Here is a 16,073-nt window from a genome sequence, read left to right as displayed (position 1 = left end):
ACGTAACTTTAAAAATTATAATACTATTTAGTATTGTAAGTCAAGAAAACAGGAAAGCCGATTCTTGTATAGTAATATACTTGAATCGGCTTTCTTTATGTGATGATAAATATTGTTACTTTGTTTCAGGAACCAGGAACTTGTCTCCTGTTTGCTTAATAAGTTCCTTGGCATATTTCTCAGGATACCCAGGACGAACTGGGGTTGCACCTAATCCATAAGGAGTCTTCTCGAAACTGCCATCTTTTTTGGTTGGCTTGATAATCATGTCATTATACTTCACTACCATAAACTGGAAGAGCTGTTGCCAACGCGCCAACATCTGCTGTGCCTTCTCAATACCATAATTATTGAGATACTTGACAGCAGCCTGTGGATCCTGTGCATACAGTTCCTGAGCCTTAGCCTCAACACCTGGCTGTGCAGCAAAATAGCTGTTATCCAGACTATCACGAACCTCCTTCAAAGTTGGGAACATCTGGCTGTAACGAGGATAAACCATATTGCTGGTCATATTGCACACCCAGTAAGCATTCTTGAAACTGAAATTCACTGCATCTGCTCCCGGTGTGTTATAACACTCAGGACGAACTGTAGAAGAACAGTAGATTGGTGTGAACGCTACCATATTGGCATCATCATTACCAAACCAAAGAACACCGCCAATCTCTCTAGGCATCCATGAACGCATCTGGCTAACAAAAACAAAACCACTCTGCTGGGTGCTGACCGGTCGTTCGTTGAAGCACTGCTTTCCATCCACCTTAAACATCAATGGAGTTGGCCTGTAAGGCATCTGCCAGATACCACCTCCGATATCAGTGCCATCAGCAACAGAAAGAGGTGTACCCTCATAATGGTCACGCATGCAAGCCTCAACATCAGCAACACTCACCTTCTTGTTTGGAACCACCCAGAGAGGCATATCCTTCGCATTAGAATCCTTACCCAAAGCCCAATCAAGATAAGGACTCATATCATAGAAATGATTCAAGAGAGCCCAAGCACGAGCATCGCAGAAACGACGTCCTGAGAAATCAGGCTTAGCATATGCCATTTTCCATGAGAAATCAGCATCCTTGCCCTGATACCAACCCTTACTGCGAGCAAAAGAAACGACATCCTTGGCATACATCACGTTTTTCTTATCCTTCATATTGAACTTGCCGATACGACTCTGGTTAGCATGTGCACAAACTGCATTATCAGGAATACGGAGAGCTACCCAAACCACGCCCTTTGAGCCTGGTCCCTTGCCCATCATCTCCATAATCCAAGCTTCGTTCGGATCACAGATGGTAAAGGTCTCGCCTTCTGAATTATAACCATAGGTATTGGCGAGGGTGGTCATCACCTTGATAGCCTCACGGGCAGTCTTACTACGCTGCAGAGCTACATAGATGAGTGAACCATAGTCCATGATACCTGTAGAATCAGCCATCTCCTCACGTCCACCATAAGTAGTTTCACCGATGGTGACCTGCCATTCATTGATATTGCCAATCACATTATAAGTCTCGGCAGCCTCCGGAATCTCACCATGATATTTATTGGTATCCCAATCGCAAATCTTACGCATCTCGCCCTTAGCATGCTTACCGGCAGGAAAATGACAGAGATTTTGGAACATACCATAGTCATCGGCACTATATGAACACATCACAGATCCATCAACCGATGCTTTTTTTCCTACTATAAAGTTGGTACATGCCTCAGCCTCAGAGACACTGCCCAACATAGCCACAGCCATTATGGCTGAAGCAAAAATCTTATTCATAAAATATACCTTAATTTATATATACAAAGTTTATATATACAAAAAGAGAAGAGCATTTGAATTCTTCACTCTTCCCTCTTCATTCTTTACTTATTCGCAAGCCTTGAAACTCATATCCAAGCCCTTCACACTATGTGTCAAGGCACCAACAGAGATGAAATCAACTCCCTGCTCTGCATAATCGCGGATGGTATCGTAAGTGATACCGCCAGAAGACTCAGTCTCATACTTACCTGCGATGATGTCTACAGCCTTCTTAGTATCAGGCACAGAGAAGTTATCTAGCATGATACGATTTACACCACCATGTTTCAATACCTGGTCAAGTTCATCGAAACTGCGAACCTCGATTTCAATCTTCAGGTCGAGGCCCTTCTCCTTCAGATAAGCATGGCAACGGTCGATGGCATTGTCGATGCCACCGGCGAAATCGATATGGTTATCTTTCAAGAGAATCATATCAAAAAGACCAATGCGATGGTTCATACCACCACCAATCTTAACAGCCTGCTTCTCCAACATGCGAAGACCTGGAGTTGTCTTACGGGTATCAAGGATATGAGTCTTGGTACCCTCAAGACGCTTTACATACTTAGCAGTCATGGTAGCAATGCCACTCATACGCTGCATGATATTGAGCATCAAGCGCTCTGTCTGGAGCAAAGAACGGGTCTTGCCCTCTACAATCATTGCAATGTCACCCTTCTTAACATGGGTTCCATCCTGAAGCAACACTTCTACCTTCATGGTAGGATCGAAACGGGCAAATACCTTCTTTGCCATTTCAACACCTGCCAACACGCCATCTTCCTTGATAAGCAAGTGGCTCTTACCCATGGCGTCTTCTGGGATACAACACAAAGTTGTGTGGTCGCCATCACCGATATCCTCAGCAAATGCCAAGTCTATCAACTTGTCTTCTAATTGATCTACGCTTAACATATTATTAATGTTTATGTTTAATGTTTATTGATTACTTTTCCGTTCCACAGGGCACGGAGGATGCCTTCCTCATCGCGTTCCACCCGGATTTCGCCGCCTAACCATTCGGTCATCGGCAACTCCTCGCGAAACTCGAAGTAGTTCACCACCCTGCCCTCTTGTATTTCTACCACAGCCTGCTGCAATATCGAGCCATCCGGCAATATCACCTGATGGGCTCCGCATCTTCTCATTTCTGCCATATCTTAAACATCCAGACTAATGACTCGTCATCTGAATAGGTTTATCAGGCATAGGAACCGGTGCACTGGTCGGAGGCGCCAAAGCTCCATCCGGACGTGCTGGAACACTCGGACCTGGTATACGGGTCTTACGAGCAGTATCTACTTTTGCCGAATCAGAAGATGCTGCAGAAGAAGAAACCGGTGCCACCTTTTTAGGATGCATACGGATGAGACGAATCTTATTGACAAACATCAGTTTAAGAGTCGTCAAAGAACCGACATCAGAACTGAAGCCACCCTCACTCAACATAAAGTACCCCTTTATACATTTGACTCCAAGGCTATCATTATCAGCGAGTTCTACACTATAGTGCTGAGCACTCTGAATATGAATTACAGTCTGTGCCACACTATCGTTCTTGAACTGAACAGCCAGCAAAGCGATACCATCACGCATACCATCCTGGAAGATAAACTGCGATTCGAAATCAAGACGGAACCGGTCACCCTTATGGAAAGCAGTATCAGCTTCAATTTTAAAACTGCGACTGTTGAAGCCCTCATCAGGCGAGAATACCATCGAAGTAGCATCCTTCCAGATATTGGCAGTATCACCAACAGCAGTAAGATTGTCAAAATCACTATTTCCTGCACTGTTTCCACCCAATGCAACAGCCTCTTTATCCAATCTTTCAGCCAAATCCTTATACACATCATGCAGCAATTCAGTATGGCGCATATAATAAACCATCGAACTGTCGAAGTCTGCCGAGGTGACATCATGTTTCTTCAGTACAGCCTCGCGATAAGCCAGACTATTCTTCTCACTACCACCGTCTTCACTCTGAGCCATAGCAAGAGCGATGTGATAATCGAAGAGAATATCCGTCATCTTTCCTTTAGAGAGCACATCTCTTGGCAGCGAAGGCTTGCAAGAAGCGAAGACTGCACAAAAGGTTACTATCCAACAGAGATAAAGAAAAGCTTTCTTCATGATTACTTGTCCTCCTTATTTTCTTGAGATTGAGACTTTATCTTTTCTTCAGCAGTTTCAATAAAAGAAGAATCTTTAACCTTCTTCTCCTTATCACCACCTCCGAGAGCTTCCAGTTCTTTTCTACAGAAAAGCAAGAGAGAAATGATGCCGACTGATACACAGGAATCTGCAAAATTGAATACAGGATCGAAGAATGTACCATGCTGTCCACCCCAGAAAGGGAACCATTCAGGCCATGTATAGGTGAAGAACGGAAAGCGGAACATATCAACCACCTTGCCCATGAGCACGGGTGCATACCCCTCGCCGAAAGGCACAAGATAAGATACATAATAAGGTGAAGCACCGGTGAAGATAAGTCCGTAGAAGATGGAATCAATCATATTGCCGATTGCACCCGTCAGAACCAGCGCCACCAGAATGATGTATAACAGGCGATAGGTACCACGCTTAATGATGCGATACAGATAAATGCTCAACGCACAGATGGCTACCAGGCGCAACAGACTTAGCCAGAACTTGCCGATAAACGACATACCCCAAGCCATTCCGTTGTTCTCAACAAATTCGATATAAAACCAATCAGTAACACGAACAGACTCGCCAAGGCAAAAATGGGTCTTGATGTACACCTTGATAATCTGATCGATAACAAGAAGCACAACCACCATTGCCGTGACGAGCCATCCGTATTTAATTTTACTTGTTTTCTCCATTTATTACTTCTTTCTAGCCTCCTTAGAAGCTACACTCAAAGTGGCATGAGGTACAGCACGCAAACGCTCCTTAGGAATCAACTCGCCTGTTTCGCGGTCAATACCATAGGTCTTGTTCTGGATACGAACCAAAGCTGCTTCCAATCCCTTGATGAACTTCTGCTGACGCTGAGCCATCTGGATGATTTCTTCCTTGCTTTGTGCTTCACTACCCTCTTCAAGAGCCTTGTAGGTTGGTGATGTATCTACCACATCATTACTGTCTGAGTGGTTCAGCTGAGCCATACAATCATGATAAGTCTGCTTTGCCACCTTCAATTTCTCATCAATGATAGCGCGGAACTCCTCGAGCTCCTGATCGCTATAACGCAGTTTTTCGTTAGCCATAGATGTTATCTATTATGTTATTTATTAATGTTTTTAGGAAATAAGGGCTAGAAAGTTAGAAGTAAGCAGTTTGGAAATGCTCCTAACTTCTAACTCCTAACTCCTAACTATTTAATTCTTCTCTACGAGAATGTTCAACTTAAAGTCATCAAACTCGGTCTCAACACCTGCGTTGTCGCCGATTTCGATGCTGTCTGCCAATACCTGACCCTTGATGTAGTCGGCGAATGCCTCGATGGCTGCGTCAGTCTCCTCATTAGGAGCCACAGTTACGTTGATGCGGTCGGTAATCTCCAGACCTGTCTCCTTGCGGAGGTTCTGGATACGGTTGATCAACTCACGAGCCATACCCTCCTTCTTCAATTCTGGGGTCAACTCTACCTCAAGCGCTACGGTCAGATTGCCCTCGTTAGATACGAGCCATCCTGGAATATCCTCAGAGATAATCTCCACGTCGGCTACCTCTACCACGGCTTCCTGTCCGTCGATATTCAATGTGATGTTGCCTGCCTTCTCGAAGGCTGCAATCTGGTCCTGATCGAGCGCTGACATCTGGGCAGCAACACCCTTCATCAGCTTGCCGAACTTCTTACCCATCACTCTAAAGTTACACTTCACCTTCTTTACGAGAATGCCCTGACCCTCAATGAAGTTAACCTCCTTCACGTTCACCTCGTTCTTCAACAGTCCGGCTACTGCCTCGATGTGTGCCTTCTGTACATCATCTACTGCAGGAATCATGATCTGCTGCAGTGGCTGACGAACCTTGATGTTCACCTTGCGGCGCAATGCCAATACCATAGAAGTAATCTTCTGGGCGATGGCCATACGCTCCTCCAGGTCGGCATCGATAGCAGTTTCATCTGCTACAGGGAACTTATCGAGATGTACGCTCTCCAACTCGCCGCCCAAGTCGTGATACAACTCGTCTGCATAGAATGGAGCGAATGGTGCCAGCAGCTTAGCCACTGTCATCAGGCAGGTATAGAGAGTCTGGTAAGCACTCAGCTTATCCTCGCTCATCTCCTTACCCCAGAAACGTTTACGGTTCAGACGAACGTACCAGTTAGAGAGGTCATCGTTGACGAATGCATCGATGAGACGGCCTGCGCGGGTTGGATCATAGCCAGCCAACTCTCTGTCAACGCCCTTGATGAGGGTATTGAGTGAAGAGAGAATCCAGCGGTCGATCTCTGGGCGCTTCTCGAATGGCACCTGAGCAGCCTCTGCATCGAAACCATCTACATTAGCATAGAGGGCGAAGAAACTGTAGGTATTATATAAGGTACCGAAGAACTTACGACGGGTCTCGTCCACACCGTTAGGGTCGAACTTGAGGTTGTCCCAAGGCTCGCTGTTGGTCATCATATAGAAACGAACTGGGTCGGCACCATACTTGTCAATCATCTCGAATGGGTTAGTCACGTTACCCACGTGCTTACTCATCTTGTTACCCTTGGCATCGAGAACGAGACCAGAAGAGATTACGTTCTTGAAGGCTACGCTATCGAATACCATGGTAGCGATGGCGTGCAGGGTGAAGAACCATCCACGGGTCTGATCCACGCCCTCATTGATGAAGTCGGCTGGATAGAACTTAGGAGGAATAGCATATCCCTCGTAGGTGCTGTGGATGAGTGCATCGCGGTCTGCCTCTGTGCCACGTGCCATCTCACCCTCAAATGGGTAGTGGAGCTGGGCGTAAGGCATTGAACCTGAATCGAACCAAACGTCGATGAGGTCGCTCTCACGATACATTGGCTTGCCCTCCTCGTTAACCAATACAATCTTGTCAACGTATGGACGGTGGAGGTCAATCTTATCATAGTTCTCCTGACTGTAGTCGCCAGGAACGAAACCATTCTCCTTCAATGGGTTGCTCTGCATGATGCCTGCAGCCACTGACTTCTCGATTTCAGCATAGAGTTCCTCGAGGCTGCCGATGCACTTCTCGCCACGGTTCTCATCACGCCAGATTGGCAATGGAGTACCCCAGAAGCGGGAACGTGAAAGGTTCCAGTCGTTCAGGTTCTCGAGCCAGTTGCCGAAACGGCCAGTACCGGTGCTCTCAGGCTGCCAGTTGATGGTCTTGTTGAGTTCTACCATGCGCTCCTTGCGGGCTGTATCCTTGATAAACCAGCTATCCAATGGGTAATAGAGGATAGGCTTGTCGGTACGCCAGCAGTGAGGATAGTTGTGCACGTGCTTCTCGCTCTTGAAAGCCTTGCCCTCCTGCTTCAACTCGTAGCAGAGTACGATGTTCAGGTCTTCAGCCTTATCAGAAGCCTTCTTGTCCCAAACACCATCCACATTAAACTGTGGGTCGTAGGCATTCTTCACGTAGTCGCCTGCGTGATGAGCGTATGCCTCCTTGTTGACGCAAGCGCTTACGAAGTTGTCATCGAGGTCTTCGATGAGATAGAACTTACCCTGCAGGTCAACCATTGGGCGTGTCTCACCCTTCTTATTAATAAGGTAGAGGGCTGGGATGTTGGCATCCTTAGCCACCTTGGCATCATCGGCACCGAATGTAGGTGCGATGTGCACGATACCTGTACCGTCATCGGTAGTAACGTAGTCGCCGAGGATTACGCGGAAAGCCTCGCTATCCATCTCTACGAACTGATCGCGACCATCCTCAGAAGCGAACACCTTCTCAGGATGAGCAGCAGCATATTCTGTTACGAAAGCCGGTGCGAAGAGATCAACCTTCTCGCATGGCTTTACCCATGGCAGGAGCTGCTCGTAGTGCATGCCTTCGAGGTCGGTACCCTTCATGTGGTCGATAATGCGCCATGGGCACTGCTTCTTCTCCTTGTCGAATGGCAGGAGATCACCCTCCTTGCACTCCTGGTCAGACTTCAGATATGAACCTACCAGCGCCTCAGCCATCACGAGTGTCATAGGCTCGCCATTGTAGAGGTTGTAGGTCTCGATGGCTACATAGTCAATCTTAGGACCTACACAGAGAGCCACGTTTGATGGCAGAGTCCAAGGTGTAGTGGTCCATGCGATGAAGTATGGCTTGCCCCACTTGGTCCACTCTGCCTTAGGATCCTTGATGAGGAACTGGGCTGTGGTGGTGAGGTCCTTAACATCGCGGTAGCATCCAGGCTGGTTCAACTCGTGAGAGCTCAAACCTGTACCCGCACCTGGAGAATATGGCTGGATGGTGTAACCCTTGTAGAGCAGACCCTTGTTGTAGAGCTGCTTGAGGAGCCACCAGAGAGTCTCGATATACTTGTTATCGTAGGTGATATAAGGATGATCGAGATCTACGAAGTAACCCATCTTCTCGGTCAACTCGCGCCACTCGGCGGTGAACTTCATCACGTTCTCGCGGCACTTGTGGTTGTAATCCTCGGTAGAGATATACTTCTCGGAAGCCTTGTTGTCGATATCCTTCTTGGTGATGCCGAGTTCCTTCTCGACACCGAGTTCAACAGGGAGTCCGTGGGTATCCCATCCCGCCTTGCGGTGAACCTGGAAGCCCTTCATGGTCTTGTATCTGTTGAATGTATCCTTGATACTACGTGCCAACACGTGGTGAATACCCGGGTGGCCATTAGCTGATGGAGGTCCCTCGAAGAAGATAAACTGAGGGCAGCCTTCACGCTCGTCGATAGACTTGTGGAAGATATCATTTTTCTCCCACGCTGCTAGTACGTCATTGTTTGTCTGAGTCAAATTCAGACCGTTGTGCTCGGCAAATTTCTTAGCCATATTATCTATTTTATTTTTATATTGTTTTTACTTTTGGGCGCAAAGTTACAAAAAAAAAAGGGTTTACCCAAAATCTTTAATATATTTTCTACTTATATATACAAAAAAGACTCCTAAATGACTGAAAAATTGCTCTTTCCAAGTCATTTAGGAGTACTTAAACCTAAAATAAATGAAATATGATAAACTAAATGTTTCTAAAAGTAATGGCGGCTAACCATTGACTACTTGATAACAAACTTCTTGCCATTGCAGATATACATACCTGGAGCCAGAACGTATTCTGCATCAGAAACCTTGTTTACTTCAGCTACCTTCACACCATTGATAGAGTAAATCTTCAACTTAGCAGGAGCCTTCTTGCTACCTACCTGGTTGATACCTGTTGAGACAGACTCATTGGTCTTACCGTCAAAGTTATAAACTGCACCGTTTTCGAATTTCAAATCCTTTGTCTGCTGACCACTGCCGTTGCTGAAGATGATCATGGTAGGAGCAGTTGTCAAATCGCCATCATACTTCCACATCCAAACATCCAAACCATTCTTCTTCATGTTAGTCTTGGTACAGCTTACACCTGGCCAGTTACCACCGGTAAAGTTGTCTGTATTATTCCAAGCCCAGCAATCTACCTGACTCCAATCTGAAGGAGCGAGGAAGTAAGCGAAGATACCTGTTGGAGTAGGAATAACTACCTCTTTAATCTTGTTGAAGGTTGCAGAACCTGTCTTGGTTACACCTTCTGCATTAGTTGCGCTCCAAGTTACAGTCTTGCTTTCGCCTTCCTGCATATCTTCACCGAGAGTGAATGTAGCAGCCTTACCAGGAGTAAGAGCTACCTGCTCGCCATTACCAATCTTATACCAACCGCTCTTGGCATTGCTGCTCAGTGTGGCTGCTACGGTAACAGTCTTCTCGAAGTCACCACCATTAGGACTCAAAGTAACCTTGGCTGCAGTATTGACAGGAGCGTCAATCTTCTGAGCATTTGCACCGCCGTCATACTTCAGGTAGATATCACCTGTGATACCAGTGATGTCACCAGACTGTGCACCGCTATTATTATTCAAGATGACATTGAAGTTATCTACGCCATCAAAAGCGCAAGTCCAGTACTTTTCGCCATTGATTTCTTCAGACTCTGTCATCTTTGTACCAGGCCAATCGCCTGTCAATTTCTTAACAGAAGAACCTTTTGACCAAGCATAGATAAAAGGAGCATTTTCTGCCTGTACATATACGGTGATAGATGCGTTAGGGTCCACCTTCTTGAAGGTCAAGCTACCGCTCTTTACTTTACCGTCCTGGGCCTCTGCGCTCCACTCAATAGTCTTGGTGTCGCCAAAGTTCATACCGTCGCCAATGGTAAGGTTCTCACTCACACCAGGAGTCAAGTTCACCTTATCCTGACCTTTTATCTGATACCAACCAGACTTAGCGTCTTCAGAGAGAGTAACTGTCAGGTTAATAGTCTCAGTACGGAATGATCCACCTGCCTGTGAGAATGAAACGCTTGCTGGCTGAATAGGACCCTGCTCGTTCCAAATTGTACCAGCCTCCTCATTACCATCATAGTCTTGACCGTCCAAAGACTTAGCTGTAGTATCGTAGATGAAAGCACCATCCTCACCGATCTTGCCATCCTTCCAGTCCTTTACGAGAACACGGAGCTGACCCTGAGTAGCAGGAGCTTCTACTTCAATAGTAGAACCTGTATATGTCTTACCAGTTACCACGTCGGTATAAGTACCAGCTGGGCAATCTGTGAAGGTAGCACCACCATTGAGGGCTACGAGCGCATAGCAATCCTTGTAAGCACGCTTGAAAGCGATACCATTCTTACCTGTTGCCTTACAACCATCTGTTGTCCACTGACCCTTACGGAGAGCAGGAACAGCCTGACGGATCTTGTTCAAACGGATGAGGTGCTGAGCTACATCGTGATTCAAAGTAGCTGCTACGTTACCTGTAGCCTTATACTCACCGAAGTCTGTTGCTGTTACATCACCTGTGATATAACCACCGAAGTAAGCACGACCAGTTTCAGAAAGAGGACCGTTAGGACCTGGGTCGATTCTTACACCACGACGGAAACCAACCTCAGAACCATAGTAGATACATGGAATACCACGGAAGGTAAACAAGAGAGAGAGGTTCTCAGCCCACTGAGCATCTGTACCACCGAAACGGTTGAGATCGTTAGGGCCTGGACTGTAGTCATGGCTGTCAATATATACTACATTGTATGTAGCGTCATTATAGAGTTCGTCTTCCTTTGAAAGACGGAATGCATCTTTAGCTGTATTGTAGCTATAGTGCATTGGGAAGTCGATGACATTAAAACCACTTGCCTCAGAATAGTCTGGCTCATGCCATGCACCATTGATCATCTTGGCATTTTCGCTCTTCTTGTCACCAAATGTTTCCTTACCGCAGAGTGCCTGAGGACCGACAGGACCAGAACCCTCTGGCAATACCTGACTGTCCCAGAAGCTTTGGCTTCCATCCCACTGGTTCATCAAAGACTCATCAGACTTCCATGTATAGAAGTAGCAAGAAAGATTAGCCTGACCTCTGTAGGTTGCTTCGTGACCACGGGTACAAACCTCACCATACATAAAGAAAGGAGCCTTGTTCAATCGCTTATTCTCGTACTGCTTACCGAGGGCAGCAAACTGAGGAATGAACTGATGGTTGAAAGTGAGTCGTGAGATGTGACCAGATGTATCGATACGGAAACCATCCACACCCATCTTGATGAACTGACCATAGCACTTCACGAGATAATCTGCCACCGCGTCGTTCTCTGTATTCAGGTCTACGCAGTCACCGGCAATCTGCCCCCACCAACGGGATGGATCATCCCAACCGAACATACCGAAATGATGCCAGTAGTTGTGAATATCCTGGTTCTGACCATTCATATTCTTCATCATGGTAAGACGACGCTGGTATTGATCTTTTGGAAGGATGGTCAGGTAGTCACTACCCAAAGTTTCTGTAGGGGTCATACAAGCATCGATGTAAGCTTGGTTGCGAAGTTGTGTGTTACGATCGAACAGCTTGCAGAGCTTCTCCTCACCGAAGTTACCAGTGTGGTTGAGCACGATATCGAGGATAATCTTGATACCCTTTTTGTGAGCCTTGTCGATGAGTTCCTGGAACATCACGTCACCACTCTTACCATCACTGCTCTGATAGCGGCAGTCAACATGCTGGAAATCCATGGCATGATAGCCGTGGTAGTCATAACCGGATGCGTTCTGTACGACAGGAGTAATCCAGATGGCTGTGAAACCAAGAGCCTTGATATAGTCGAGCTTATCAATGACACCCTGGAAGTCGCCTCGCCAGCAAGGGTCTTTTGTTTCAATCTGCGCTGCCTGGTTGTCCCAGCAGAGCACATTGTTTTTAGGATCTCCATCGTAGAAACGGGTGGTGATCATGAAATAGATACTTTCGTCTCGGAAGTCAGTACGATCGCTGGTAAACGTGTCCGTAGCCATCGTCTGCATAGAGACCAACATGAGCATAAGAACCGCCCATAATTTTGCGGCAAGTTTTTTCATAATGAAATTGTTAAGTTTAAAATTGAATAGTTGAATAATTACACCGCAAAATTACGAATTCTTTTTATAAATACTATAAGATAATTCACTTTTCTATTGTTTCTTCTGTGCAATCGATTTCGCAGCAACAAAGAAAAAGAGGCTGAATTTCGCAATACGGATATTTGCAAAATTCAGCCTCATTCAGAGGATATTATGTACATAAACTGCTAACCGCACGGGGACAAACTCACACTACCCGCTTACAGAGCAGGCGAAGTGCTTGTTTAAGTCCCAAAGTAGCGGTAAGTTTATTTGATAACAAACTTCTTGCCATTGCAGATATACATACCTGGAGCCAGAACGTATTCTGCATCAGAAACCTTGTTTACTTCGGCTACCTTCACACCATTGATAGAGTAAATCTTCAACTTAGCAGGAGCCTTCTTGCTACCTACCTGGTTGATACCTGTTGAGACAGACTCATTGGTCTTACCGTTGCGGTCATAGACTGCACCGTTTACGAAATCGAAATTACCAGTCTGGTTGTTACCATTACCATTATTGTTGAAGATAATCTTAGCAGGAAGTTCAGTCTTATCACCATCATACTTCCACATCCAGATATCCAAACCATTCTTCTTCTCACCAGTCTTGGTACAAGCTACACCAGGCCATTCACCAGCATATTTGTCACCATCAGTCCAAACATAAGCGTGAACATCAGTCCAGTCTGAAGGAGCGAGGAAGTAAGCGAAGATACCTGTTGGAGTAGGAATTACAACCTCTTTCTGCTTGTTGAAGGTAGCAGAACCTGTCTTGGTTTCATTGTCAGCATTAGTTGCACTCCAAGTTACAGTCTTGCTCTCGCCTTCCAGTATATCGTCACCGAGAGTGAAGGTAGTAGCCTTACCAGGAGTAAGAGCTACCTGCTCGCCATCGCCAATCTTATACCAACCGCTCTTGGCATTGTTGCTCAATGTGGCAGTTACGGAGATAGTCTTCTGGAAGTCACCACCGTTAGGACTCAAAGTAACCTTGGCAGTAGCAACTGTATTGACAGGAGCGTCAATCTTCTTGGCACTTCTACTACCATCATACTCCAAGTAGGTATCACCTGTAATACCAGAGATTTCACCAGACTGAGCACCGCTACCATTATTCAATATTACATTGAAGCTCTCAACGTTATCGAAATCATAAGTCCAGTATTTAGCACCATCAATCTCCACAGGACCATCCATTACCTTACCAGGCCATTCACCTGTCAGATTTTTGCCGCCAGTTATCCAAGCGTGGATGTAAGGAGCCTTGTCTGCCTTTACATATACGGTGATAGCTGCGTTAGGATCTACCTTGGTATAAGTAACCTTACCAGTCTTCTCGCCTTCAGAGCTTGTAGCGCTCCAAGTCACAGTCTTGGTCTGATTGAAGTTCATGTCGTCACCGATAGTGAAGGTAGCAGGCTTACCAGGGGTCAAAGCTACCTTGTCCTGTCCCTCAATCTGGTACCAACCAGACAAAGCATCTTCTGAGAGTTCAGCAGTAACTGTTACCGTATTGGTGCGGAAACTTCCACCAGCTGGAGAAAGAGAAACGCTTACTGGCTGAAGAGGAGTCTCGTCAACCCAAGTTGTACCAGCCTCTTCATTACCATCATAGTCCTGACCACTCTTATGCTGAGCAGTAGAAGCATAGATAAAAGCACCATCATCAATGAGCTTGCCACCCTTCCAGTCTTTCACGAGTACGCGAACCTGACCCTGAGTAGCAGGAGCATCAACGGTGATAGTAGAACCTGTGTAAGTCTTGCCTGTTACCAAGTCTGTATAAGTACCAGCTGGGCAATCTGTGAAAGTAGCACCACCATTGAGGGCTACGAGTGCATAACTGTCCTTATAAGCACGCTTGAAGGCGATACCGCCCTTGGCAGGAGTACAGCCATCGTCTGTCCACTGACCCTTACGGAGAGCAGGAACAGCCTGACGAATCTTGTTCAGACGGATGAGGTGCTGAGCCAAATCATGATTCAATGTAGCTTCCACATTACCAGAAGCCTTGTATTCACCGAAGTCTGATGCTTCTACATCACCTGTGATATAACCACCGAAGTAAGCACGACCTGTGTTAGAAAGAGGACCATTAGGACCTTTGTCAATCACAGAACCACGACGGAAACCTACCTCAGAACCATAATAGAGACATGGGATTCCACGGAAGGTAAACATCAGAGAGAGATTCTCAGCCCACTGAGCATCACTACCAGAGAAACGGATACCATCACTTGGCTGAGGACCATAGTCATGACTGTCTACATATACCACATTGAAAGTAGCATCATTGTATTTCATATCACCAGACTTAGCCAAGCCGTATGCACTTCCTGCATTAGAGAAGTTGTAGTGCAATGGGAAGTCGATTACATTGAAACCGCTTGACTGAGAATAGTCTGGCTCATGCCATGCACCATTCAGCATAAAGGTATTATTGCTTTCAGGAGAATCAGCATTATCTTTCTCGCAGAGAGGCATCAGCTTAGCATCATAACCTGTACCACTGTCATAGATTTCCTGAGTGTCCCAGTATGACTGGCTGCCATCAAAGCTATCCATCAAGTTCTGTGGAGCCTTCCATGTATAATAATAAGGTGAAAGGTTGTCCTGACCACGATACTGCACACCACCGAAACGGGCACAAACCTCACCATACATGAAGAATGGAGCCTTGTTGATGCGCTTGTCCTCGTACTTCTTACCGAGGGCAGCAAACTGAGGAATAAACTGCTTGCAGAAGGTAAGACGTGAGATGTGACCGGATGTATCAATACGGAAACCATCGACACCCATCTTGATGAAATTACCATAGCATTTGACAAGATAATCAGCCACTGTATTATTCTCAGTATTGAGGTCCACACAGTCGCCTGCAATCTGAGCCCACCAACGATTAGGTAAGTCCCAGTTGAAGTTACCGAAATGGTGCCAGTAGTTGTGAGTATCATGATTCTGGCCATCGGTATTCTTCATCATGGCAAGACGACGCTGATACTGATAACCAGGCAGAAGACCTGGATAGTCACTACCCAATGTTTCCAAATTAGGAATCATACAAGCATTGATGTCTGCCTGGTTACGAAGACGAGTATCACGGTCGAACTCCTTGCAAAAATGCTCCTCACCGAAGTTACCGGTGTGGTTGAGCACGATATCGAGGATAATCTTGATACCCTTGGCGTGAGCCTTGTCGATGAGCTCCTGGAACATCACGTCACCACTCTTTTTGCCGTCACCACTCTGATAGCGGCAGTCTACCTTGGAGAAATCCGAAGCATGATAGCCGTGGTAGTCATAACCGGATGCATTCTGTACGACAGGAGTAATCCAGATGGCAGTGAAACCAAGCGCCTTGATATAGTCAAGCTTGTCAATGACACCCTGGAAGTCACCTCGCCAACAAGGGTCCTTGGTACTCTTCTGTGCTTCCTGGTTGTCCCAGCAGAGCACGTTATTAGAGGGATCACCATCGTAAAAACGAGTGGTCATCATGAAATAGATACTTTCGTCTCGAAAGTCAGTACGATTAGATGTGAAGACATCCGTCGCCATCGTCTGCATAGAGACCAACATGAGCATAAGAACCGCCCATAATTTTGCGGCAAGTTTTTTCATAATGAAATTGTTAAGTTTAAAATTGAATAGTTGAATAATTACACCGCAAAATTACGAATTCTTTTTATAAATACTATAAAACAATTCACTT

The 16,073-nt window shown here is 46.0% G+C and carries 9 protein-coding genes; all 9 read right to left on the bottom strand.

The window, feature by feature from the left end:
* Positions 1 to 115: 115 nt before the first annotated feature.
* The 9 genes from FO447_RS03040 to FO447_RS03000 all read right to left on the bottom strand — a co-directional run bounded on the left by FO447_RS03040 (position 116) and on the right by FO447_RS03000 (position 15,982).
* Entirely contained in the window at positions 116 to 1,750 is a 1,635-nt protein-coding gene (locus tag FO447_RS03040) for a dipeptidase (RefSeq protein ID WP_437182698.1), read from the bottom strand.
* 117 nt (positions 1,751 to 1,867) lie between these two features.
* Positions 1,868 to 2,719 (bottom strand): carboxylating nicotinate-nucleotide diphosphorylase, encoded by an 852-nt coding sequence (gene nadC, locus FO447_RS03035; protein WP_006846832.1) that lies wholly within the window; start codon positions 2,717 to 2,719, stop codon positions 1,868 to 1,870.
* 17 nt (positions 2,720 to 2,736) lie between these two features.
* On the bottom strand, positions 2,737 to 2,961 hold the full coding sequence (locus FO447_RS03030) for a hypothetical protein (protein WP_117586629.1): 225 nt from the start codon (positions 2,959 to 2,961) through the stop codon (positions 2,737 to 2,739).
* A 16-nt stretch (positions 2,962 to 2,977) separates the two neighbouring features.
* Positions 2,978 to 3,937: a DUF4296 domain-containing protein gene (locus FO447_RS03025; protein ID WP_200757572.1), complete on the bottom strand. Its 960-nt coding sequence runs from the start codon at positions 3,935 to 3,937 to the stop codon at positions 2,978 to 2,980.
* Between the two features lie 2 nt (positions 3,938 to 3,939).
* Positions 3,940 to 4,656, bottom strand: a complete 717-nt coding sequence (locus FO447_RS03020) for a lipoprotein signal peptidase (RefSeq protein ID WP_118200619.1) — start codon at positions 4,654 to 4,656, stop codon at positions 3,940 to 3,942.
* A gap of 3 nt (positions 4,657 to 4,659) precedes the next feature.
* Positions 4,660 to 5,043: a TraR/DksA family transcriptional regulator gene (locus tag FO447_RS03015; protein WP_022120972.1), complete on the bottom strand. Its 384-nt coding sequence runs from the start codon at positions 5,041 to 5,043 to the stop codon at positions 4,660 to 4,662.
* Positions 5,044 to 5,154: 111 nt separating this feature from the next.
* Complete coding sequence (ileS, locus tag FO447_RS03010) at positions 5,155 to 8,766, bottom strand: isoleucine--tRNA ligase (protein ID WP_200757570.1); 3,612 nt, start codon at positions 8,764 to 8,766, stop codon at positions 5,155 to 5,157.
* Positions 8,767 to 8,990: 224 nt separating this feature from the next.
* Complete coding sequence (locus FO447_RS03005) at positions 8,991 to 12,335, bottom strand: alpha-amylase family glycosyl hydrolase (protein ID WP_234699053.1); 3,345 nt, start codon at positions 12,333 to 12,335, stop codon at positions 8,991 to 8,993.
* Between the two features lie 290 nt (positions 12,336 to 12,625).
* On the bottom strand, positions 12,626 to 15,982 hold the full coding sequence (locus FO447_RS03000; protein ID WP_234699052.1) for an alpha-amylase family glycosyl hydrolase: 3,357 nt from the start codon (positions 15,980 to 15,982) through the stop codon (positions 12,626 to 12,628).
* Between the last annotated feature and the right edge of the window lie 91 nt (positions 15,983 to 16,073).

The sequence above is a fragment of the Segatella copri genome, assembly GCF_015074785.1.
Classification (GTDB): Bacteria; Bacteroidota; Bacteroidia; order Bacteroidales; family Bacteroidaceae; genus Prevotella.
Note: the sequence above shows the minus strand (reverse complement) of the source record. Positions and strands in the feature narration are given on the sequence as shown.

What these genes read in the sequence shown, in the direction of transcription:
- FO447_RS03030 (WP_117586629.1), bottom strand. Translation starts at nt 2,961, where the DNA reads ATGGCAGAAATGAGAAGATGCGGAGCCCATCAGGTGATATTGCCGGAT.
- FO447_RS03015 (WP_022120972.1), bottom strand. Translation starts at nt 5,043, where the DNA reads ATGGCTAACGAAAAACTGCGTTATAGCGATCAGGAGCTCGAGGAGTTC.
- FO447_RS03025 (WP_200757572.1), bottom strand. Translation starts at nt 3,937, where the DNA reads ATGAAGAAAGCTTTTCTTTATCTCTGTTGGATAGTAACCTTTTGTGCA.
- ileS (WP_200757570.1), bottom strand. Translation starts at nt 8,766, where the DNA reads ATGGCTAAGAAATTTGCCGAGCACAACGGTCTGAATTTGACTCAGACA.
- FO447_RS03005 (WP_234699053.1), bottom strand. Translation starts at nt 12,335, where the DNA reads ATGAAAAAACTTGCCGCAAAATTATGGGCGGTTCTTATGCTCATGTTG.
- FO447_RS03000 (WP_234699052.1), bottom strand. Translation starts at nt 15,982, where the DNA reads ATGAAAAAACTTGCCGCAAAATTATGGGCGGTTCTTATGCTCATGTTG.
- FO447_RS03040 (WP_437182698.1), bottom strand. Translation starts at nt 1,750, where the DNA reads ATGGCTGTGGCTATGTTGGGCAGTGTCTCTGAGGCTGAGGCATGTACC.
- FO447_RS03020 (WP_118200619.1), bottom strand. Translation starts at nt 4,656, where the DNA reads ATGGAGAAAACAAGTAAAATTAAATACGGATGGCTCGTCACGGCAATG.
- nadC (WP_006846832.1), bottom strand. Translation starts at nt 2,719, where the DNA reads ATGTTAAGCGTAGATCAATTAGAAGACAAGTTGATAGACTTGGCATTT.